Origin of the sequence: Azoarcus sp. KH32C (genome assembly GCF_000349945.1) — a bacterium.
Taxonomy (GTDB): Bacteria; Pseudomonadota; Gammaproteobacteria; order Burkholderiales; family Rhodocyclaceae; genus Aromatoleum.
In genome coordinates this window covers 3241921-3263871 of the sequence record NC_020516.1, presented here as the reverse complement: position 1 = coordinate 3263871, position 21951 = coordinate 3241921, and the positions used below count along the sequence as shown (strand labels likewise).

Genomic DNA, 21951 nt, shown 5'->3' with positions numbered 1-21951 from the left:
GAAGACATGTCCTCAGTCGCCAATCCGCAATCGGTGCGGAAGGTCCCGACCTATTGCTACAACTGCGTCGCGGGGCCGGATTTCATGAACGTGAAGGTCGTCGACGGGGTCGCGACCGAGATCGAGCCGAACTTCGCCGCCGAGGACGTGCATCCGGCGCGCGGGCGGGTCTGTGTGAAGGCTTACGGGTTGGTGCAGAAGACTTACAACCCGCACCGCGTGCTGCAGCCGATGAAGCGCACGAACCCGAAGAAGGGCCGCAAGGAGGATCCGCGTTTCGAGCCGATTTCGTGGGACGAGGCGCTGGACCTGCTCGCCGAGAAGCTCGGTTCGGTGCGTGCGAAGGGGCTGGTCGATGAATCCGGCCTGCCGCGCGTCGCGGCGACTTTCGGTCATGGTGGCACGCCGGGGATGTACATGGGGTCGTTTCCGGCCTTTCTCGCGGCTTGGGGAGCGATCGACTACAGCTTCGGTTCGGGTCAGGGCGTGAAGTGCGTGCATTCCGAGCACCTCTACGGCGAGTTCTGGCACCGTGGCTTCACGGTCGCGGCCGATACGCCGCTCGCGCGCTTCGTGCTGTCGATCGGCATGAACGCGGAGGCCTCGGGCGGGCCTTGCGCGGTGACGCGCCATGCGGATGCGCGCGTGCGTGGCTACAAGCGGGTGCAGGTCGAGCCGCATCTGTCGATCACCGGCGCCTGTTCGGCGGAGTGGGTGCCGATCCGGCCGAAGACCGATCCGGCCTTCATGTTCGCGCTGATCCACGTGCTGGTGTGCGAGCAGGGGCTCGACAAGCTCGACGTGCCTTTCCTGCGTGACCGGACGTCGTCGCCGTATCTCGTCGGCCCCGACGGGCTGTACCTGCGCGATGCGGAAACGGGTAAGCCGCTGCTGTGGGACGTCGCGAGCGGGCGTGCCGTGCCTTTCGATGTGCCCGGGACGGTGCCGGCAGTGGCCGGGCGCTTCCGCGTGAGTGGGGCGATCAGCATCGACGCGGACGATGTCCGTAATGAACTCGGCGAGGTCGAAGGCGTGACGGCCTACACGAAGCTCGTCGAGCACATGCAGAAATACACGCCCGAATGGGCGGCGGGGGTGTGCGACGTGCCCGCCGACACGATTCGCCGCATCGCCAACGAATACCTTGAAAACGCCTGCATCGGCGAGTCGACCGAGATCGACGGCAAGACGCTGCCGCTGCGCCCCGTCGCGGTGACGCTGGGCAAGTCGGTGAATAACGGCTGGGGGGCATTCGAATGCTGCTGGGCGCGCACGCTGCTCGCGGTGCTGGTCGGCGCGCTGGAAAATCCCGGCGGCACGTTGGGCACGACGGTGCGCCTGAACCGCCCGCACGACGACCGGCACAAGAGCGTGAAGGCCGGCGAAGACGGCTTCATGGCGCAGTACTTCAACCCGACCGACAAGGCGAACTGGGTCGCGAAGCCGACTGGGCGCAACATCCACCGTACGCTGGTGCCCATCGTCGGCAACACCGCCTGGAGCCAGGCGCTCGGGCCGACCCAACTCGCCTGGATGTTCCAGCGCGAAGTGCCGTCGGACTGGACGATGCCCGCACCGACGACCCCGGACGTGTGGTTCATCTACCGCTCGAATCCCGCGATCTCGTTCTGGGATACGCGCACGCTGGTCGAGGAGATCGCGAAGTTCCCCTACACCGTGTCCTTCGCCTACACCGTCGACGAGACCAACTGGATGGCGGACCTGCTGCTGCCGGAGGCGACGGACCTCGAATCGCTGCAGATGATCAAGGTCGGCGGCACGAAGTTTGTCGAGCAGTTCTGGGAGCACCGTGGCGTGGCGCTGCGCCAGCCGGCGGTCGAAGCGCAGGGCGATACGCGCGACTTCACGTGGATCAGCACCCAGCTCGCGAAGCGCACGGGGCTGCTGGAGGCGTACAACAACGCACTGAACCGCGGCGCGGGCGGCAGCTCGCCGCTGAAGGCGGAAGGCTACGACTTCAGCCTCGATCCGACGGTCGAGCACGAGGTCGAGGAGATCTGGGACGCGGTTTGCAGGGCCTCGACAGCGAGCCTTAGCGAGGGCCGCGAGACGCACGATCTGGAATGGTTCAAGGAGCACGGTTTCTACACGGTGCCGATGTCGAAGCTCGACTGGTACCTGTCGCCGACGATCGAAAAGCACGGCCTGCGCTACGAGATGCCCTACCAGGAGCGCCTGCTCCGCATCGGCCGCGAGCTGGGCAACCGGCTCCACGAGCAGAAGATGCACTGGTGGGACGCGCAGCTCTCCGAATACATGGCCTTGCCCGAGTGGCACGACGTGCCCGCGCGCTGGACGCAGCAGATTGCGAATGCCGGCGGCAATCCCGACGATTTCCCGCTGTGGCTGCTCGCGACGAAGAGCATGCAGTACCACACCGGCGGCAACGCCAGCATCGCGCTGATGCGCGAAGTCGCGCAGAACGTGCGCGGCCACACGGGCGTGATCATGAATGCGAAGACTGCGAAGAGCCTCGGCATCGCTGACGGCGACCGCATCGAGGTCCGCTCGCACATCGGTGCGACCTACGGCGATGCGGTGCTGGCGCAGGGCGTGCGACCCGACACCTTGGTGATCATCGGCCAGTTCGACCACTGGGCGACGCCGCTCGCGAAGGATTTCGGCATGCCGAGCCTGAACACGATCGCGCCGATGTCGATGGAGCTGACGGATGCGACGGGGTCGGGCTCCGACATCGTGCGTGTCGCGGTGCGCAAGGTCGCGCGTGAGGAGACTGCACGATGACCCGCTACGTGATGACCATCGATCTGCGCCGCTGCGTCGGCTGCCAGACCTGTACGGCCGCCTGCAAGAACGCGAACGCGACGCCGCCGGGCGTGCAGTGGCGACGCGTGCTGGACCTCGAAACGGGTGAATTCCCCGATGTTCGCCGCAGCTTCGTGCCGATCGCGTGCATGCACTGCGACGAGCCGCCGTGCGAGGAGGTCTGCCCGACGAAGGCGACGAAGAAGCGCGCGGACGGGCTCGTCACCATCGACTACGACGTCTGCATCGGCTGCGCGAACTGCGTGATGGCCTGTCCCTACGAGGCGCGGTCGATCGTGCATGAGGCGAAATTCGCCTACGGCGACAAGCCGATCGCCTCCGAGGCGGTGCGCTTCGATCCGGCCCGGATCTCGGTGTCGATGAAATGCACCTTCTGCATCGACCGCATCGATCTCGCGGCAAAGACCGGGCAGGTGCCGGGGCGCGATCCGGACGTGACGCCGGCCTGCGTCAATTCCTGCATCTCGGGCGCGATGGCTTTCGGCGACATCGACGACCCGGACAGCAAGGTCAGCCGCCTGCTCGCGGAGACGCAGCACTTCCGTATGCATGAGGAACTCGGCACCGGGCCGGGCGTGTATTACATCTGGGACAAACGGTGATGGCGAGCATGAAGACGGGGAAGATCCGGTCCGGCGATCGCGTCGGGCCGCACCAGCAGCACAACTGGGACTGGCGTGCGGCATCGAACTTCATCGCCGGCGGGACGGGCGGGGGCCTGTTGTTGTGCGCGGGTGTCGCCAGCCTGTGGGGGGCGGATGTCCGGGCACTGCTGCTCGCAGGCATGGCCTTGATCGCCGCCGGGCTGACCTGCGTGTGGTTCGAGATCGGGCGTCCGTGGCGGGCGCTGAACGTCTATCGGCACCTCGCGACGTCGTGGATGACGCGCGAAGCCGCCGCCGCGCCGCTGGTGTTTGTGTGCGGGGCGCTGGCGCTGGTCACCGACAGGGCGGTCTTCGTGCTGCTGACGGGCCTCTTCGGCGCCGCCTTCGTCTATGCCCAGGCGCGGATTCTCGCGGCGGACAAGGGTATTCCCGCGTGGCGTCATCCGCGCTGCCTGCCGCTGGTCGTCGCGACCGGCTTGACGGAAGGCGCGGGCTTGTTCGCGGCCGCTACGCCCTTCCTGACATCCGGTGCGGCAGCCCAGATCGGCGTCGCGGCAGTGGTGCTCCTGCTTCTTCTGGTCCGCGTGCTGCTGTGGCGCAACTACCTCCGGGCGCTGCGCTCGGACGGCGCGCCGGAAGGGAGCCTGCGCGCGCTTTCCAGGATCGACAGTCTGTTCCTGAGCTTCGGCCACCTGCTGCCGGCAGTCTTGCTGCTCGTTTCGGTGCTCGGTGCGCCGGTAACGGGCGCGGCGTTGGTCCTGGCCGGGCTGATCGCCGTCGGCGCAGGCTGGTGGCTGAAATACACGCTCGTGCGGCGGGCAGCCTTTACGCAGGGATTCGCGCTGCCTCACTTGCCTGTGCGCGGTCGCGGAGTGGCCGGTCCGGCAGTGAAGCCGGGCTGGGGCGGGACGTAGGGCACCGAGCCACGCTGGGTCCGAAGCGGGATGCAATCCTGCCGCGGACCACAGTCGGCGCCGAGACGCAGTAGCAATCGAAACACCAACAACGCGGGGCCACGCAGTCCCGCCCCTGCAACGCAGGAGGAGACGAGATGTACGAAGTGCGATTCCATGGCCGGGGCGGCCAGGGTTCGGTCATGGCGTCCGGCATCCTCGCCGCGGCGATGGTGGAGGAGGGCAAGTACGCGGTATCGATCCCGTCCTTCGGGTTCGAACGCCGCGGCGCGCCGGTGGTGTCCTTCCTGCGCATGAGCGAGCGCGAGATCCGCCAGTTGACCAACATCTACCAGCCCGACTGCATCGTCTGTGTCGATCCGACGCTGACGAAATCCGTCGACATCTTCGCCGGCATGAAGCCCGGCGGCACGCTGGTGCAGGCGACGCACCGACCGCTCGCCGAGCTGACATTGCCGGACTGCGTCGCGACCGTCGGCCTGCTCGACGCGGTGCGCATCGCGCTCGAGATCTTCAAGCGCCCGATCACCAATACGTTGATGCTCGGCGCCTTCGCGCGCACGACCGGCGTCGTGTCGCTCGATTCGCTGAAGCGCGCACTGGAGGATTCCGACTTCCGCGACGCCGGCCTCGCGCAGAACATGACTGCGCTGGAGCGTGGCTATGCCGAAGCGGTCGTCCACCAGATCGAAAGGAGGGCCGCGGCATGAGCCGGCATCACAGCTATCCGCTGTTCAACCTGGAGCAGGCGAATGTCCCCGACGACCTCTGTCCGGTCGCGACCGTCGTCAGCCCGATGCTGCCCGGAGACTGGCGCAGCATGCGGCCGGTCGTCGATCGCGATAAATGCGTGAAGTGCGCGGTGTGCTGGCTGTACTGCCCGGTGCAGTGCGTCGAGGAGCACGCGGCGTGGTTCGACTTCAACCTGAAGACCTGCAAGGGCTGCGGCATCTGCGCGAACGAGTGCCCGCAGCGGGCGATCACGATGATCGGGGAAGCCCAATGACGACTGAAACGCTGGACAAGCCGGCGGCCGTCGACGCGCCGCGCAAGCAGAAGGTGATCCTCGCCGAAGGCAACGAAGCCGCCGCGCTGGGCGTCGCGCTCGCGCGTCCCGACATGGTGTCGGTGTACCCGATCACGCCGCAGTCCTCGCTGGTCGAGCACCTGGCGAAGCTGATCGCGGATGGCCGCATGGACGCCGACATCGTCGATGCCGAAGGCGAGCACTCGGTGCTCTCCGTGCTGCAGGGCGGGGCACTGGCCGGCGCGCGCACCTACACCGCGACCTGCGGCCCAGGCCTCGCCTTCATGTTCGAACCCTATTTCCGTACCCCCGGCATGCGCCTGCCGATCGTGCTGACCATCGTCACGCGCGACGGCATCACGCCGCAGTCGGTGTGGGGCGGTCATCAGGACGCAATGACAGTGCGTGAGGCGGGGTGGATCCAGGTGTACTGCGAGAACGTACAGGAAGTGCTCGACACGACCGTGATGGCCTTCAAGATCGCCGAGCACCACGACGTGATGTTGCCGGTGAACGTGTGCCTCGACGGCAACTACCTGTCCTACGGCGCCTCGCGCGTCGAGCTGCCCGACCAGGCCGACGTCGATGCCTTCATGGGTGAGAAGAACGTGAACTGGCACGTCGCGCTCGACCCGTTGCGCCCGATGGCGGTCGATCCGCTCACCGGTGGCACCACCGGCAAGGGGCCGCAGACCTTCGTGCGCTACCGCAAAGGCCAGTGCCGCGGCATGCAGAACGCGCTCTCCGTGATCGAGGAAGTGCATGCGGACTGGGCGAAGCGCATCGGCCGCAGCTTTGCGCCGCTGGTCGAGGAGTACCGGCTCGACGATGCGGACTTCGCGATCATGACGCTCGGCAGCATGACCGGCGCCGCGAAGGACGCCATCGACGAAGCGCGCGAGGCCGGCAAGAAGGTCGGTCTCATCAAGATCAAGACCTTCAGCCCCTTCCCGGTCGAGGCGCTGAAGCAGGCGCTGGCCAAGGTCCGCGCGCTCGGCGTGATCGACCGCTCCGTCGGATTCCGCTGGAACTGCGGGCCGATGTACCAGGAGACGATGGCGGTGCTGTATCGCCTGGGCCGCCAGATCCCGTCGATGAGTTTCATCGGCGGGCTCGCCGGGGCGGACATCACGATTCCGCATGTGCATCGCGTGATCGACGCCACCGAGGCCTTGTTCAACGGTGCTCCGGCGTCCGACGAACCGGTGTGGCTCAACGAAAAGGATTGACCATGGACCGCGCCATTCAACACACCAAGTACCTGATCGCCGGCAGCAGCCACGCCGCGCTCGAGGCGATCAACGCGATCCGCATGCACGACGCCGAGGGCAGCGTCACCGTCGTCACGCGCGACGCCCACCTGCCGTACTCGCCGACGGTGCTGCCCTACGTCGTGTCGGGCAAATCGGCGCCGGAACGCGTCTTCCTGCGCGACGAGGATTTCTTCGCGCGCAACAACGTCGCTTACCGCCGCAGCACCGGGCTCACAGCGCTCGACGCCGGGACGAACGTCGCGCAACTCACCGACGGTTCGCGCCTGCGCTACGAGAGGCTGCTCCTCGCGACCGGCGCCTCACCGGTGATCCCGCCGATCCCCGGCATCGACACCGTCGACTTCCACGTGCTGCGCACGCTGGACGATGCGACCGCACTGAATGCAGCGATTGCCCAATCGAAGAACGCCGTGGTCCTCGGCGGCGGCCTCGTCGGCATGCACGCGGCGGAGAACCTCGTGAAGGCCGGCGCGAAGGTGACGATCGTCGAGATGGGGGCGACCGTGCTCGGCGGCTACTTCGATGCGACGGCGTCCGCGTTGATCGAAGCGGCTTTCCGCGAAGCCGGGGCCACGGTGCTTACCGGCAGCCGCGTCGTCGGTCTCGCGAAGACCGCCACCGGCGCGCTGGTAACGCTCGAAAACGGCGCGACGCTCGACGCCGACCTGCTGCTCGTCGCTACCGGCGTGCGGCCCGACGTCGGCTACCTCAACGGCTCCCCGATCGAACGCGAGCAAGGGATCGTCGTGGACGACCAGATGCGCACGAGCGTCCCGAACGTCTGGGCCGCTGGCGATTGCGCGCAAGCGAAGCACTTCTTCGCCGCCGACAAGCAGGTGAACGCGATCCTGCCGTCGGCGACCGAACAGGGCCGCATCGCCGGCATGTCGATGGCGGACGACCCCGGACTCAAGGCCTACGCAGGCGGCGTGCCGCTCAACACCTATCACTTCTTCGGCCGCCATGCGATCTCGGTCGGCAGCGGCGACGTGCCGGAAGGCGCCGAGGTCGTCACGCACTTCGATGAGCGCCGCGGCCGCTACCTGAAGGTGATCTTCAACGACGGCCGGCTGCACGGCATTTTCAGCATCAACCAGTTCTTCGACGCGGGCGTGATGTGTCAACTGATCCTGCGCCGTATCGACCTCACACCGGTGCGTGAGCGATTCATCGACACGCCGCTCGCCGTCGGGCGCGAAATCATGTCGCAGACCTGGCGCTAAGGAGCATTCATGGGACGAGCTTACAGCACCATCGCCTTCGACCCCGCCAAGTGCGACGGTTGCGGCGATTGCATGAAGGCCTGCGCGCAGGTCAAGACCGGGACGGACGACATCGCGCGTTCGCGCATCCAGATTCAGGGCCGGGAGAAGGCCTTTGAGTTGGCCCTGTGCCGCCAGTGTGCCGATCCGAAATGCGTCAGCGTGTGCCCGGCCGGCGCGCTCGACAAGGACGGCGACACCGGCGTGATCGGCTGGGACGCGTCGAAATGCGTCGATTGCCTGCTGTGTACCGTCGGCTGTACCTACGCGGGCATCGCGCTCGATGAAGCGACCGGCCACGTCGCGAAGTGCGACACCTGCGACGGCAGCCCCGCCTGCGTCCCAGCCTGTCCGCACGGCGCGCTGAAGTACATCACCACCGCCAACATCTACAACGAAGTCGGCCAGTGGGAAGACCTCTTTGCGCCCGGCCTCGCGGGCTGCCAGGGCTGCAACACGGAACTGCTGATGCGCCACACGCTGCGCCGCGTCGGACCGGATACCGTGCTTGCGACGCCGCCGGGCTGCGTGCCGGGCATGGGCTCGGTCGGCTTCAACGGCACGACGGGCACCAAGGTGCCGGTGTTCCATCCGCTGCTGACCAATACCGCGGCGATGCTCGCGGGTATCAAGCGCCAGTACAAGCGCGTGGGCCGCGAGGTCACGGCGCTCGCGATCGCGGGTGACGGCGGCGCGTCGGACGTCGGCTTCCAGTCGCTCTCAGGCGCTGCCGAGCGCGGCGAGCAGATGCTCTTCATGGTCGTCGACAACGAGGGCTACATGAACACCGGCATGCAGCGTTCGAGCTGCACGCCTTACGGCGCATGGACCTCGACGACACCGGTGGGCGAAACCTCGCGCGGCAAGACGCAGGACGCGAAGAACCTGCCGCTGATCATGATGAACCACCGCTGCGCGTACGTCGCCACGGCCTCCACGGCCTACATGGAAGACCTCTACGAAAAGCTCGACCGCGCGCTCGAAGCCTCCAAGACCGGCTTCGCCTACCTCCACGTGTATTCGCCCTGCACGACCGGCTGGCGCTTCCCCTCGCACCAGAACATGGAAGTCGCGCGCAAGGCCGTCGAGACCAACTTCGTGATGCTGTGGGAGTACACGCCGAAGACCGGCCTGCACTTCACGAAGTCCGTCGAAGACCCCTTGCCGGTGACGGAATACCTCAAGGTGATGGGCCGCTTTCGCCATCTGAGCGAGGAGCAGATCGAGCACATCCAGGGCAAGGTCGTCGAGAACATGCAGTTCGTGAAACGTATGGCGGAGACCGAACATGTCGGCTAGGGATAAGTGGGTAACGGCAAAGGGCGCAGCGCCCGGAACGCTCGACCCGATCGAGAAGGCGAGCCGCGACGAGCTCGCCGCATTGCAGCTCGAACGCCTCAAATGGAGCCTGCAGCACGCCTACGACAACGTGCCGCACTACCGCGCCGCCTTCGACGCGGCGGGCGTTCAACCGTCGGACCTGAAGCAGCTCTCGGACCTCTCGCGCTTCCCCTTCACGACGAAGAAGGAACTGCGCGACAATTACCCCTACGGGATGTTCGCGGTGCCCATGCGCGACATCGTGCGCGTGCATGCGTCGTCAGGCACGACCGGCCTGCCGACCGTCGTCGGCTACACGAAGAACGACATCGCAATGTGGGGCGCGGTGATGGCGCGCTCGCTGCGTGCAGCCGGCGGCACCGCTGACGACATCATCCTCAATTCCTACGGCTACGGCCTCTTCACGGGTGGGCTCGGCGCGCACTACGGAGGCGAGGAGCTCGGCGCGACTGTCGTCCCGATGGGCGGCGGCAACACCGAGAAGCAGGTACAGCTGATCCGCGAGTTCAAGCCGACGATGATCATGGCGACGCCGTCCTACATGCTGACGATCGCCGACGAGCTGCAGGCGCAAGGCGTCGATCCCGCGTCGACCAGCTTGCGAATCGGCGTCTTCGGCGCCGAACCCTGGACCAACGAGATGCGCCGCGAAATCGAGACGCGCCTCGGCATCGACGCGATCGACATCTACGGACTGTCCGAAGTGGTCGGCCCGGGTGTCGCCTGCGAGTGCATCGAAACCAAGGACGGCCCGCACATCTGGGAAGATCACTTCTACCCCGAGATCATCGACCCGGTCACCGGCGAAGTCCTCCCCGACGGCACCCCCGGCGAACTGGTCTTCACCTCGCTGACCAAGGAAGCACTGCCCATCGTCCGCTACCGCACGCGCGACCTCACCGTGCTGCTGCCCGGCACCGCGCGCACGATGCGGCGCATCGGCAAGATCACCGGCCGCAGCGACGACATGCTGATCATCCGCGGCGTGAACGTCTTCCCGACGCAGATCGAGGAAATCATCCTCCGCCACGAGAGCCTGTGTGGCCACTACCAGCTTCAGATCAGCCGCCCGCACCACATGGACGAGCTCACGGTGCTCGCCGAAGTGCGCGCCGACCTTTCGGACGTGCTCAACGAGAGCCAGCGTGCAGCGATCGCGACCAACATCCGCCACGAGATCAAGAGCGGCATCGGCGTCAGCGCCGACGTCTACGTGGTCGAAACCGGCCGCATCGAGCGCACCCAGGTCGGCAAGGCCAAGCGCGTGATCGACAAGCGGCCGAAGAGCTGAACACCGCAGGAACGGTGGGCCAAAGGGTAGAAAACAATCAACCGGCCGCCGCGGTCAGGGTGGCGCAAACGGAGACAGCGCAGTGAACGATCGAACGAGCATCAACCCCGGTGCGGCCTTGAACGCCGCCACCGGCGAGCTGTTCAGGCAGGCTGCAGGGCAGGGGCGCGAGGCGCTCGACCGTGACGAACTCGAACGCTTCGTCGCAAGCTTCGGCGCGGCGCTTGCCGAAGGCGTGGCGGGCGGAGTCGACCTGCGCATCACGCTCGAGAACACGCGCGAGTTCGGCATGGTCCTGACGGCCGGCATGGGCGGCCTCGACGGCGCGCTCGACCGCACGAACTTCCGCAAGGATCGCGCCGCGGTCTCCGCCGCCGTCGAGCTCACCGATGCCGCCGACTTCCTGCGTCTCTTCCGTCGCACGCTCGCGTACCAGAAGATGGCCGTCGCCGCCGAGCGTGCCGGCCGCCGTCCTGCAGATCCTGTGCTCGAATTCTGCTTCGGCCTGATGTTGGGCCTCGGCCACGAGTATTCCGCGCAGAACCCGCAGGCCGAATTCGTGATCCGCCACCTGGAGCTCGATGCCGTCCAGTTCGCGAAGAAGCCGACCGTAGGCGCTGCCTGTGTCGAATTCGCCAAGCCCGCTGCGGCTCGCCTGCCGCGCCCCGCGTACAAGATCGACAAGCTGATCCATCCGCAATCGATCGGGATCGTCGGCGTGTCCGCGAGCGGCATGAACTTCGGCCGCATCATCCTGAAGAACCTGATGGGCAGCGGCTATGCGAAGGAAAAGCTGACGATCATCCGCCCCGGCGAGACCGAGATCGACGGCGTCCGCTGCGTCGAGAGCCTGCGCGCGCTGCCGGCCAAGCTCGACCTCCTGATCGTCGCAGTCCCCTCAGACGCGGTGTACGAACTCGTCGACGAGATCATCGAGACCGACGCCGTCGAATCCGTGATGCTGATCCCCGGCGGCCTCGGCGAGACCGCGAAGAGCCGCGAACCGGCTGCCGCGCTCGCGGCCAGGATCAACGCCGCGCACGGCAAACCCGGCGGCGGGCCGATCTTCCTCGGCGCGAACTGCCTCGGCGTCGTCTCGCACCCCGGCGGCTACGACTCCTGGTTCATCCCGCTCGAACGCCTGCCCAAACCGCAGAAGAAGGCCGAACGCAATTCCGTGATGCTGAGCCAGTCCGGCGCCTTCATGATCACCCGGATCTCGCAGAACCCCTGGCTCGACCCGCGCTACATGCTTGCACTCGGCAACCAAACCGACCTCACGCACGGCGACATGCTGGGCTTCTTTGCGGATCGCCCGGAGATCGAGACGATCGGCGTCTACATCGAAGGCTTCAAGGACGGCGACGGCCTCGACTTCGCGCGGGCCGTGCGTAAAGCGGTCGTCAACGGCAAGCAGGTCGTCGTCTACAAATCGGGCCGAACGGAAGCCGGGGCAGGGGGCGTGATGGGCCACACCGCCTCCATCGCCGGCGATCCCGTGCTCTTCGACGCCGTGCTGCGCCAGGCCGGAGCGATCGTCGCCGAGGACTTCGCCGCCTTCGACGACCTCTTCTACATTGCCGGCGCATTGCATCACAAGCAGGTCGGCAAACGTCTCGGCGCGATTAGCGGCGCCGGCTTCGAGGCCGTCGGCATGGCGGACTCGATCGCGACCGAAACCTTCTCGCTGGAGACGGGCCAGCTCGAGCCGGCGACCGTCGCGCGCGTGCAGGAGATCCTTGCCGCCAAACGTCTCGATGCGTTGGTCGAGGTCAGGAACCCGATCGACATCAACCCCGGCGCAGACGACGACACCCACCTGAAGATCACGGAAGCCTTCCTCGACGATCCGAACATCGACGCCGTCGTCGTCGGCCTCGACCCGACCGCGCCGTCGATCCGCGGCCTCGAAACCAGCAAGCTGCGCGCCGGCTACGACCTGTCCGACCCGCAAGGCACCGTCCACATCTACCCGCCGCTTGCCGCCAAGAGCGACAAGCCCGTCATCGGCATCGTCGACGGCGGCTCGCTTTACGACGCGATGGCCGCACGAATGATGGACCAGGGCATGTGCGTGTTCCGCAACTGCAGCCGCGGCACGAAAGCGCTCGCGCGTTATGTCGAAGCGCGCCTCGAAACGGATGCGATCCGCGAGCGCGCGAAATAATCGAAACGAAACCGGCGCCGGCAGCTACCGGCGCCCCACACCAGGAGACCGAAACATGAGCGAACTGAAAGCCGGCCTGACCTCGACCCGCCGCTACGACATCGACAAAGGCCGCACGATCGGCTTCATGGGCGACGATTGCCGCGTCTACTCGACGCCCTCGCTGCTGTACGACGTCGAGGTCGTCTGCCGCGACCTGCTGCTGGAACACATCGACGCCGGCAAGGACTCGGTCGGTACCCGCGTCGAACTCGACCATGTCGGCGCGACACTGCTGGGGATGTGGGTCGAGATCAGCGTCACGGTGACGGAAGTGAACGGCCCGGCCGTGACCTTCGAGTTCACCGCTCGCGACGCCTTGGAAGAAGTCGCCCGCGGAAAGCACAGCCGCTTCGTCGTCGGTGCGGAGAAGACGGCCCAGCGGCTGAAGGCGAAGCTCGAAAAGGCACTCGCGGCGGCCTGATCTCGGAAGTCGGCCTGCCGAGACGTTCCGCGAGCGGTTCGGCAGCCGCGAATTCAGGTCCGGAAAATCGACGCGGAATCATGCAGGCGCGTCGCCGTCGACTCGAGTTCCTCCGCGGTCGCGGCGATCTGCTCGGCGGTCGCGGAATTTTCCTCCGAACTGGCAGCAATGCCTTCGACCGAGCCGGCGATCTCGTTGCTGCCTTTGCGCTGCGCTTCCAGTCCGGCGGCGATGGTGTGCATGTCCTCGACGAGCGCCCGCGTATCGGCCGCAATCCTGTCCATCGTCGAACGCGCCACCCGCACCGTCTCGATGCTCTCTAGCGCCCGCGTCGAACCGTCGTTCATGCCGGTCACCGCGACGTCGATGTCGGACTGGATCTTCTGGATGAGCCGCGAGATCTGGTCCGTCGACTGTGCGGTCCGCTCCGCGAGCTTGCGCACCTCGTCGGCGACGACCGCGAAGCCGCGGCCCTGTTCTCCGGCCCGCGCCGCTTCGATTGCCGCATTCAAGGCCAGCAGATTCGTCTGATCGGCAATTTCGCGGATCGCCGAGACGATCCCCGAGATCTCGCGCGAACTGTTGCCCAGCGTGCGAACCGATTCAGCAACGTGCTCGACGTCCGCGGCCAGCTGCTCGACGACCTGCACCGTGCCCGCAATTTCCGCGCTGCCCTTTTCGCACTGTTCGCCGGCATCGCGCGCACGCTCCTGCGAGCTTGCCGACATGTCCGCCATCTCCGACACGCTGGCCGTCATCTGCTCCAGCGTCGCCGCGATCTGGCTGATCGAATCCGCCTGCTGCATCGAACGCTGCGCCATCTGGTGGGTCGCCGCCGACAACTGCTCCGACGAACTGCTGACCGTCGCCGACGCGTCGCGAATTCCGGCCACCGTCTTGCGAAGCGAAGTCGCGCTCTGTTCAAGCTCGCGGAGCAGATTACCGAGCTCGTCCTGACGCTCGACACGCCCACCGATCGCGGCAAGATTGCCCGAAGCGACTTCACGCAGCCGCGCCCCGACCGCCTGTAGGCCGCGCAACAGGGAGCGAGCGAAAATCTGGCCGACCGATGCGGAGAGCACCACCGAAATCACGAAAACGATCGCAAGCAGCCATTCGTCCTTGACGAGCCGTTCCGTTGTGCTGGCTTCCGTATGCTCGAGATGTTTCGTCGCACGCTCGACGACCCCGTCGATCGCCACCCTGTGCTGGGCATAGGCCTTTTCCAGCTTCGTCATCGCCTCGCGCGTCGCTCCGGCGTTGCCCTGCTGCACCGCCGGCACGAATTCCTTCTCGGCGATTTGGTAGAACCGCGCGGCAGGTTCATGCGCATCCTTCAGCAGCTTTTCCTTCAGATCCGCCGGCAGATCCTGCGCCGTCCAGTATGCGTGGCGCTCGTCGTATTCCTTGCGCAACGCGGTAAGCCGCGCGATGTTCTTCTCCTGCTCGACGGCGCGATCCGGGTCTGCAAGCTGCAGCGTCGTCAGGTAGGACTCGATGATGAAGTTCGGCGGGGGAAGGATGTCGGCGATGAGATCCTTGCTCTGCACGATGCGCGCGTAGCCCGGTCCGCCCACCTTCGCCTGCTGGATGGTTCCCCAGGTCCAGCTCCCGAACAACAGGAAACCGGTAAGCATTGCCAAGGAAACGAAGAGCAACTGCACCCGGATGGAAAATCTTGACATCAATACTCCGCTCTCAATCGATTCGCGCCCACCTGCGCGAGTGGCCGCGAAATTATAACTTTCGATTTCAAATCAGATTATTGCGGATGCCCGTAAGTGAGCCTTTCGTCACGGTCGCTCCCCCTGCTCAGAGGATGAACTGATTCACCGACTTCCCCATCCGGCTGACATTCCGCGAAAGCGTATCCACTATCGCTTCCGCCTGATTGACCACCGACACGTTCTGTTCGGTAGTCAGTTGGACCGGGAGCGAGGCGAGCAGCTTCGCCCATTCGGGTTGCTTGCTCTCCGTCCTCGCGCACCGCCGATACTTTTGCAACGACCGCCTCACGGCTTCCAAATTGAACATCAGTGACCATAAATCTTTGTGTCGCAGATGGCCGTGAAAGGAGGCCTTCGGGATGTCTGCCGCTGCCACGGCAGCGTCGCCGTCCGGTAAACTTGCAGTCTTGGAGAGCGATCGAAATGACTGACGAAGATTTCATGCATGCCGCCCTCGAGCAGGCGCGAATGGCGGGAAGTTGCGACGAAGTGCCGGTCGGCGCCGTGGTGGTGCTCGACGGCGAGATCGTCGGGCGTGGCTTCAACCAGCCAATCGGCCGGCACGACCCGACTGCGCACGCCGAGGTGATGGCCTTGCGCGACGCCGCGACTCGCCTCGGCAATTACCGCCTGCCGGGCTGCGAACTCTACGTTACGCTCGAACCGTGCGCGATGTGCAGCGGTGCGATCATGCATGCGCGCATCGCACGTGTCGTGTTCGGTGCCCGCGACCCGAAAACCGGCGTTGCCGGCAGCGTCATCGATCTCTTCGCCGAATCGCGGCTGAATCACCACGCCGATATCGCGGGCGGCATCCTGGCCGACGAGTGCGGCCAACTCCTGTCGAGCTTCTTCGCGGCCCGGCGCGGACGCACGCTGATCGCATGAACGCCATGCGGATCCATGTCAGCATTGAGGAACAGGCGCTGCGCCTCATTGCTGCGGATGGCGCATGCATCCGTCGCTACGCGGTGTCGACGGCCCTCAACGGTCCGGGCGAGATCCAGGACAGCGGCTGCACGCCGCGCGGCCGTCATCGCATCCGGGCGAAGATCGGCGACGCCGCACCGCCGGGCACCGTCTTTCGCGGACGTCGTCCGACCGGGGAGATCTGGTCGGCGGAGCTGGCTGGCCAGTCTCCGGGACGCGACTGGATCCTCACCCGCATCCTGTGGCTGAGCGGCTGCGAGTTGGGACGCAACCGGCTCGGCAAGGTCGACTCGATGCGCCGCTACATCTATATCCACGGCACGGGCGACGACCAGCCGATGGGCGTGCCGCTGTCGCACGGCTGCATCCGCATGCGTAGCCGCGACGTGCTCGAGCTTTTCGCGCTGGTGCCTGCCGGTACACGGGTCGACATCGAAGAAGGGCGCTACGCGGCGCACATGCCGACGATCCGCATCCTCGATTGGACGGAAGCCGGCGCGCTCGTCATGCCGCTGCGGGAAGAAGTATTCGTCGGCGAACAAGGCGTGCCCGCCGAGCTCGAGCGCGATCCGAACGATCCGAAGTATCGCCACGCCGTCGCGACCGACTCCGACGGCCGCGTGATCGGCACCGGGCGCCTGCTGCCCAACGGCCATATCGGCCGCATGGCCGTTACCGCCGACTGGCGAAACCGGGGCATCGGCGGGCGCATCCTCGAAGCGCTGGTCGCCGAGGCACAACGCCAGGGACGTTCCGACGTCGTCCTGAATGCGCAGATTTCAGCGGTCGATTTCTACCTTCGCCACGGCTTCGCGCCCGAAGGCGAGGTTTTTGTCGAAGCCGGCATCCGGCATCAGACGATGCGTAGGAAGCTTCCCGCCGCGGCGATCAGCGCGTGCGGAAGCGGTGCGTGACTTCGCCCGCGAGTTCGCCCTCGTCCGACCACGTCCATTCGTGCATCTGCACGCTGCCGTCGCGGCGCGCTGCAATCAGCGTCGAGCAACGCGTTCCGTAGCCGGGGGCGCGTATGAAGGCCGGTGACAGCCAACGCTCCCATTCCTGGCTCACCCCCGTTTCGGGCAAGTGATGGTCCTCGGCCGGCGAGTCGTCCCGCAGCAGCGCCAGGAAGGCCGCTTCGTCGGGTAGCTGAGCGAGGGCCGCGCCGAAGCGTTCGCGGGCGAGGCGGACTTTCGGCCAGGGCGTGTCCAGCAGGTGGTTCGAGAGCCCGTAGATGCCCGGTCCCAGCATGCGCACCGCGCCGCTCATGCTCTCGTGGATGCCCAGATCCTGGCCGTCGCTGACGAGCAGGTTGAAGCCCGGATATTGCGAACTCACCGCGGCAACCGCCTGCAACGATGCCGTCGTTCCGGTGGAGGAGGTCAGGCAGTCCCTGACGAGATTGCCGCGTGACGGGGCGCCCGGGCGGCGCTGTGTCGGATCGCGGTAGTTCGTCAGCGCTGCGAATCGGCCGCCCCGTGTCAGCCCCATCCACGTACCCCCGGCCTCGAGATCGCGCCCCGCCAGTAGATGGGGCGCGTCCGTCCACCAATGCGCGGGCACCGCCGGGCGTGCGAGGTATTCGTCGCGATTCGCGGCGACCACCAGCGGATAGTCCGGATGGGCATGCCATCCGACGACGATCAGGCACATTCGGTGAAGCGTTCCATGTGCCGCGCAGACCCCGGCTCGATCAGCGCCTCGAGGTTCTGGGCTGCCGTCTGCTCTTGCAGCGCAACCTCGAACGCCACGGGATCGCGCACGTCTTCGTAGATTTCCATCCACGTCACGTCTTCGCCGTAGCGCTCCAGCAGGCGCCCCCGGACGCCGGTGCGCTGCGCCAGCGCCGCCTGCATCGCGCGTACCGTCGCGTGAGCATCCTCGCGCTCGGCACTCTCGCGGACGCGGTAGTAGATGTAGTAGCTGACCGGAACGGACAATTCGGTGCTCATTGCTCGGGCAGCGCGTAGGGAAGGTCAAGGAAGGTCAGGCGCGGCCCCGTGAGCGTACCGAGGTGTGCTTCGCCGGCCGCCGCGCTGCTCGATTGCAGCACCGCCAACGCCTCATAGCCGCCGTCGGCTGCCGGCACGACGTTCACCAGCTTGCCCGCGGACTGATCGCCGAAGTCGGGGGCGAACACGTCGGCGCCCGGTTGCGGTGCCGTGTCGGTCGCGACGTGCACCCGGTACATGCGCTTCTTCAGCTTCCCGAGGTACTGCATGCGGGCGACGATTTCCTGGCCCGGATAGCATCCCTTGTTGAAGCTCACACCGCCGATGAGATCGAAGTTCAGCATCTGTGCGACGAATTCTTCCTGAACGGAGGCCGTGATCATCGGGACTCCGGCGCGGACCATAGCCGCCTGCCAGGCCGCCGTCCCCGCCTTGCGCGCGCCGCCGGCGACGAGCTCGCCGAACACTGCAGGCGCCGCGGCCGCCGGAACCGCGAGGATCAGGCTGTTTTCGTTCAGCCGGATGCAGCGGACGTCGCCGGAGGCGCTCTGCTTCATCGGCGCAAGCGGCACCGCATAGCCGGCCCCGGTGGCAATCGACGCCGCGTCCGGGCCGCTCAGCCCGATGAGCACGGTGTCCGCGCCCGCATCGGTCAGTTTCGCCTTGCTGCGCAGGATGTACATCGACAGCTTCTTCAGCAGCATCGGCTGAATGTCGGCCGAGGTCGCGATCATCCGCCCATCGCTGTCCTTCCACAGCAGCAGGCTCGCGATCATCCGGCCTTTCGGCGAATTGAAGCTCGACCACTGGGCGTCTTCGGCCCCGAGCTTCTTCACGTCGTTCGACAGCAGGTTGTGCAGCAGCGTCACCGAATCCTCGCCGGTGGCGCGGATCAGGCCCAGATGCGCGAGGGGGACCACCACGGTGCCGTCGGCAGCGGCGCGGACTTCGGCTTCGGGAGCCTCGAAGCGGACGCCCGTATCGACGATGGTCGCGCCCGTTTGCACGAGGAAGTCGTTCCAGGGAGTGTTCATGTCTCTTTGTCGGGAGGGTGGAAAGGGGATGAAGTATTATAGGGCCCCCCGGACGCCCCAACATTCCTCCGGCGCGCATTGGCGCGCCTTAGCGCCTGATTTTCACTTTGCTGACCCGATCCCTGATTCTCCGTTTGACGCTCGCTGTCGTGCTGGCGGTCGCTGCGGTCACCTCGATTGCATGGTGGTATGCCCAGCGGCCGCTCAAGCTGGCCCAACCCGTCATTGATTTCACCGTGCAACGCGGCTTCACGATGCGCCAGGCTGCCACCACCATCGCTGCCGCGGGCATCGATGTCAGTCCCCGCATGCTCTATTGGCTGGCCCGCGCCACCGGCAAGGGCGACAAGATTCTCGCCGGCAGCTACGAAGTGCACCAGGGCGTCACGCCGTGGCTGCTGATCCTCAAGATATCCAGCGGCGACGTGTCGCAGGGCGAAGCGCGCTTGCAGGAGGGCTGGACCTTCCGCCAGGTGCGACTGGCGCTCGAATCGAACCCGGATCTGCTGCACGACACCGTCGGGTTGTCGGAAGCCGACATCCTGCAGGCCATTGGTGCCAGCGAATTCCATCTCGAAGGCCTGTTCTTCCCCGACACCTACCTGTTCGACAAGCAATCGAGCACGATCGCCGTCCTCAAGCGCGCCTACGTGCGCATGCAACGGCAACTCGCCGAGGCCTGGGAGTCGCGCGAACCGCAGCTGCCGCTCGCCTCGCCGTACGAAGCCCTGATCCTTGCATCGATCGTCGAGAAGGAAACGGGGCGGCCGGAGGATCGCGGTCTCGTCGCCTCGGTCTTTATCAATCGTCTGCGTGCCGGCATGAAACTGCAGACCGATCCGACCGTGGCCTACGGCTACGGCGAAGCGCTGGATGGACGCCTGCGCAAGTGGCACCTCGAAACCGACCATCCCTATAACACCTACACCAGGACCGGCCTTCCGCCGACGCCGATCGCGATGCCCGGGCGCGAAGCCCTCAACGCGGCCGTGCGTCCGACACAGACCGATTTCCTGTACTTCGTCTCGCGCGGCGACGGCAGCAGCGAGTTCTCCAGGAACCTCGACGAACACAACAAGGCCGTCAGCCGTTATCAGCGGGGGCCAGGAAGTTGAACCAGAAACGCGGACGATTCATCACCTTCGAAGGCATCGACGGAGCCGGCAAGAGCAGTCAGATCGCCGCCGTCGTCGCGCTGCTCGAAGCGCAAGGCCTGAAGGTCGTGCAGACGCGTGAACCCGGCGGAACGCCGCTCGGCGAGCGCTTGCGCCAACTGCTGCTGCACGAGCCGATGAACCTCGAAACCGAAGCCCTGCTGATGTTCGCCGCGCGCCGCGAGCATCTTGCCGCCCGCATCGAGCCGGCGCTGGCCGCCGGCGAATGGGTCGTATCGGATCGTTTCAGCGATGCAACCTACGCGTACCAGGTCGGCGGCCGAGGGCTGGATCCGGAAAAGTTTTCGGCGTTGGAAAAATGGGTCCACCCCGACCTCCAGCCCGACCTGACACTGATCTTCGATCTCGCCCCGGAAATCGCCGCGGGACGCGTCGCGGGCACCGGTGTCGATCCCGATCGCTTCGAACGCGAGCAACGCGACTTCTTCGAACGCGTGCGGGCCGCCTACCTGGAACGCGCGCGGCAAGCCCCCGAACGGATCGTCGTCGTCGCCGCCGATCGGGCGCCCGACGAGATCCGCGCCGAGGTCTGTCGCATCGTCACGGAGCGCTGGTTCCGATGATGCTCCCGTGGCTGACCGAAAGCTGGTCGCGCCTGGTCGGCCTCGGCGATCGGCTGCCGCACGCGCTGCTCTTCGTCGGCCCCCCGGGGCTCGGCAAGCGCGCGCTCGCCGACGCGCTCGCCGCCCGTCTGCTGTGCGCCTCGCCCGGTGTCGATGGCCATGCGTGCGGCCACTGTGCGCAGTGCCAGTTGCGCCTTTCGGGCAACCATCCCGACCTGCTGCCCGTCGTGCCCGAGGCCGACGCGGCGGGCGCCGATGGCGAGGGCGGGGAGGGGAGTGAGACCGCGGGCAGCGCCAGCGAAAAGAAAAAGTCCACGCAGATCGTCATCGAGCAGATCCGCGACCTGCAGGAGACGCTCTCCGTCACCGGGCACCAGGGTAGCCGCCGCGTGATCATCGTCGATCCCGCCGAGGCGATGAACGCCTATACCGCCAACGCCTTGCTGAAACTGCTCGAGGAGCCGCCCGCCGGCTGCGTCTTCCTGCTCGTTTCGTCGGCGCCCCGTCGGCTGCTGCCGACGATTCGTAGCCGCTGCCAGCAATGGAGCTTTTCCCGCCCGGGCGAGCACGAGCTGAAGGAATGGCTGGCCAAACAGGAAGCCATCGACGGCGAACTGCTGGCGCTGGTCGGCGGCATGCCGCTTGCGGCCCAGCGTCTGGTACAGAACGGGGCGGGCGCGATGCACAAGCGCTTCGTCAAGGAAATCGCTCAGATCCCGGCGACCGACCCGCTCAAGCTGGCCGGCCAGTGGGAGAGCTGGCTGAAGTCGAAGGAAGCGTTGGCTGCCGGATTCGGCATGGTGCAGCTCGTGGAGTGGCTGCAGCGCTGGGTGACCGATCTCGCGAGCCTGCGGCTCGGTGGCCGGGTGCGTTATTTCCCGGGCGAGGAAGGGACGCTCGCCGCGCTTGCTCAGCGCACCAGCATCGCCGCAGCGACGAACTGTTACAATGAAGTCTCCCGGATTCGCCGGGTATCGCAGCATCCGCTCAACGCCAGGCTGATGCTCGAGGATATGTTGCTGCGCTATGCACGCGCCCTGACCGGATCCCGCCGATGAGCGAAGCCCCCAAGCCGAGCGTCGCACGCCCGAGCGTGCTGTCGCTGAACATCAACTCGAAGTCCGCGCTCTATGCGGCCTACATGCCGTTCCTCGCCAACGGCGGCATCTTCGTGCCGACGCCACGCGTGCATACGCTCGGCGACGAAGTCTTTATGCTGCTACAGTTGATGGACGACCCGACCAAGCATCCCGTCGCCGCGACTGTCGTGTGGGTCACGCCGCACGGTGCGCAGGGCGGGCGGACGCAAGGCATCGGCGTGCACTTCAGCTCTGATGAATCCGGCAAGGCGCTGCGGCATCGCATCGAACAGATCCTTGCCGGTCACCTCGGCTCCAATCGTCCCACGCATACCCTCTGAT

General features: G+C 66.3%; 22 protein-coding genes. 17 read left to right on the top strand and 5 right to left on the bottom strand.

Annotation, left to right across the window (positions count from 1 at the left end):
- The first annotated feature begins 6 nt into the window (after positions 1–6).
- From AZKH_RS14365 to AZKH_RS14315, 11 genes are all read left to right on the top strand, one after another.
- Complete coding sequence (locus AZKH_RS14365) at positions 7–2766, top strand: molybdopterin-dependent oxidoreductase (protein WP_015436509.1); 2760 nt, start codon at positions 7–9, stop codon at positions 2764–2766.
- The gene (locus AZKH_RS14360) at positions 2763–3410 is read left to right on the top strand and encodes a 4Fe-4S dicluster domain-containing protein (RefSeq protein ID WP_015436508.1); all 648 of its coding nucleotides are present in this window, start codon (positions 2763–2765) and stop codon (positions 3408–3410) included. Before AZKH_RS14365 ends, AZKH_RS14360 begins: the two co-directional genes overlap by 4 nt.
- 8 nt (positions 3411–3418) lie before the next feature.
- On the top strand, positions 3419–4327 hold the full coding sequence (locus tag AZKH_RS14355) for a DmsC/YnfH family molybdoenzyme membrane anchor subunit (protein WP_041657357.1): 909 nt from the start codon (positions 3419–3421) through the stop codon (positions 4325–4327).
- Positions 4328–4464: 137 nt separating this feature from the next.
- Positions 4465–5037: an NADH-dependent phenylglyoxylate dehydrogenase subunit gamma gene (gene padE / locus AZKH_RS14350; protein WP_015436506.1), complete on the top strand. Its 573-nt coding sequence runs from the start codon at positions 4465–4467 to the stop codon at positions 5035–5037.
- Entirely contained in the window at positions 5034–5333 is a 300-nt protein-coding gene (gene padF, locus AZKH_RS14345) for an NADH-dependent phenylglyoxylate dehydrogenase subunit delta (protein WP_015436505.1), read from the top strand. The genes padE and padF overlap by 4 nt, the downstream gene beginning before the upstream one ends.
- Positions 5330–6583 carry an NADH-dependent phenylglyoxylate dehydrogenase subunit alpha gene (gene padG / locus AZKH_RS14340; RefSeq protein WP_015436504.1) on the top strand — a complete coding sequence of 418 codons (1254 nt, stop codon included), beginning with the start codon at positions 5330–5332 and terminating at the stop codon, positions 6581–6583. Before padF ends, padG begins: the two co-directional genes overlap by 4 nt.
- Positions 6584–6585: 2 nt before the next feature.
- The gene (gene padH / locus AZKH_RS14335; protein WP_015436503.1) at positions 6586–7851 is read left to right on the top strand and encodes an NADH-dependent phenylglyoxylate dehydrogenase subunit epsilon; all 1266 of its coding nucleotides are present in this window, start codon (positions 6586–6588) and stop codon (positions 7849–7851) included.
- A 9-nt stretch (positions 7852–7860) separates the two neighbouring features.
- A complete protein-coding gene (gene padI / locus AZKH_RS14330; RefSeq protein WP_041656213.1) occupies positions 7861–9189 on the top strand; it encodes an NADH-dependent phenylglyoxylate dehydrogenase subunit beta in 1329 nt (442 codons plus the stop codon).
- A complete protein-coding gene (gene paaK, locus AZKH_RS14325) occupies positions 9179–10522 on the top strand; it encodes a phenylacetate--CoA ligase PaaK (protein WP_015436501.1) in 1344 nt (447 codons plus the stop codon). Before padI ends, paaK begins: the two co-directional genes overlap by 11 nt.
- Positions 10523–10604: 82 nt before the next feature.
- On the top strand, positions 10605–12689 hold the full coding sequence (locus AZKH_RS14320; RefSeq protein WP_015436500.1) for a CoA-binding protein: 2085 nt from the start codon (positions 10605–10607) through the stop codon (positions 12687–12689).
- Between the two features lie 55 nt (positions 12690–12744).
- Positions 12745–13152, top strand: a complete 408-nt coding sequence (locus AZKH_RS14315; protein WP_015436499.1) for a thioesterase family protein — start codon at positions 12745–12747, stop codon at positions 13150–13152.
- 53 nt (positions 13153–13205) lie between these two features.
- Here the strand turns inward: AZKH_RS14315 and AZKH_RS14310 are convergent, their stop codons facing one another.
- Both AZKH_RS14310 and AZKH_RS14305 read right to left on the bottom strand, forming a co-directional pair.
- On the bottom strand, positions 13206–14837 hold the full coding sequence (locus AZKH_RS14310; protein ID WP_083903080.1) for a methyl-accepting chemotaxis protein: 1632 nt from the start codon (positions 14835–14837) through the stop codon (positions 13206–13208).
- Positions 14838–14964: 127 nt separating this feature from the next.
- Positions 14965–15255: a hypothetical protein gene (locus AZKH_RS14305; protein ID WP_156822113.1), complete on the bottom strand. Its 291-nt coding sequence runs from the start codon at positions 15253–15255 to the stop codon at positions 14965–14967.
- Between the two features lie 47 nt (positions 15256–15302).
- Here AZKH_RS14305 and tadA point away from each other — a divergent pair, with 47 nt between their 5' ends.
- Positions 15303–15767, top strand: coding sequence for a tRNA adenosine(34) deaminase TadA (tadA, locus tag AZKH_RS14300; RefSeq protein WP_015436496.1), 465 nt, complete (start codon positions 15303–15305; stop codon positions 15765–15767).
- Positions 15764–16723, top strand: coding sequence for a GNAT family N-acetyltransferase (locus AZKH_RS28025; RefSeq protein WP_015436495.1), 960 nt, complete (start codon positions 15764–15766; stop codon positions 16721–16723). Before tadA ends, AZKH_RS28025 begins: the two co-directional genes overlap by 4 nt.
- Here AZKH_RS28025 and AZKH_RS14290 read toward each other — a convergent pair.
- The 3 genes from AZKH_RS14290 to AZKH_RS14280 are packed head-to-tail and all read right to left on the bottom strand — an operon-like array spanning position 16698 to position 18792.
- Complete coding sequence (locus AZKH_RS14290) at positions 16698–17459, bottom strand: NRDE family protein (RefSeq protein ID WP_015436494.1); 762 nt, start codon at positions 17457–17459, stop codon at positions 16698–16700. The genes AZKH_RS28025 and AZKH_RS14290 overlap by 26 nt on opposite strands.
- Positions 17450–17758, bottom strand: a complete 309-nt coding sequence (locus tag AZKH_RS14285; protein WP_015436493.1) for a DUF4936 family protein — start codon at positions 17756–17758, stop codon at positions 17450–17452. Before AZKH_RS14285 ends, AZKH_RS14290 begins: the two co-directional genes overlap by 10 nt.
- Positions 17755–18792, bottom strand: a complete 1038-nt coding sequence (locus tag AZKH_RS14280; RefSeq protein WP_015436492.1) for a folate-binding protein YgfZ — start codon at positions 18790–18792, stop codon at positions 17755–17757. Before AZKH_RS14280 ends, AZKH_RS14285 begins: the two co-directional genes overlap by 4 nt.
- A 134-nt stretch (positions 18793–18926) precedes the next feature.
- Here AZKH_RS14280 and mltG point away from each other — a divergent pair, with 134 nt between their 5' ends.
- Genes mltG through AZKH_RS14260 form a run of 4 tightly spaced genes read left to right on the top strand, consistent with a single transcriptional unit; the run spans position 18927 to position 21950 of the window.
- Positions 18927–19907: an endolytic transglycosylase MltG gene (gene mltG, locus AZKH_RS14275; RefSeq protein ID WP_231874413.1), complete on the top strand. Its 981-nt coding sequence runs from the start codon at positions 18927–18929 to the stop codon at positions 19905–19907.
- Complete coding sequence (tmk, locus tag AZKH_RS14270) at positions 19904–20530, top strand: dTMP kinase (RefSeq protein WP_015436490.1); 627 nt, start codon at positions 19904–19906, stop codon at positions 20528–20530. The genes mltG and tmk overlap by 4 nt, the downstream gene beginning before the upstream one ends.
- Complete coding sequence (holB, locus tag AZKH_RS14265; RefSeq protein ID WP_015436488.1) at positions 20527–21588, top strand: DNA polymerase III subunit delta'; 1062 nt, start codon at positions 20527–20529, stop codon at positions 21586–21588. The genes tmk and holB overlap by 4 nt, the downstream gene beginning before the upstream one ends.
- On the top strand, positions 21585–21950 hold the full coding sequence (locus tag AZKH_RS14260; protein ID WP_015436487.1) for a PilZ domain-containing protein: 366 nt from the start codon (positions 21585–21587) through the stop codon (positions 21948–21950). Before holB ends, AZKH_RS14260 begins: the two co-directional genes overlap by 4 nt.
- The last annotated feature ends 1 nt before the right edge of the window (position 21951 follow it).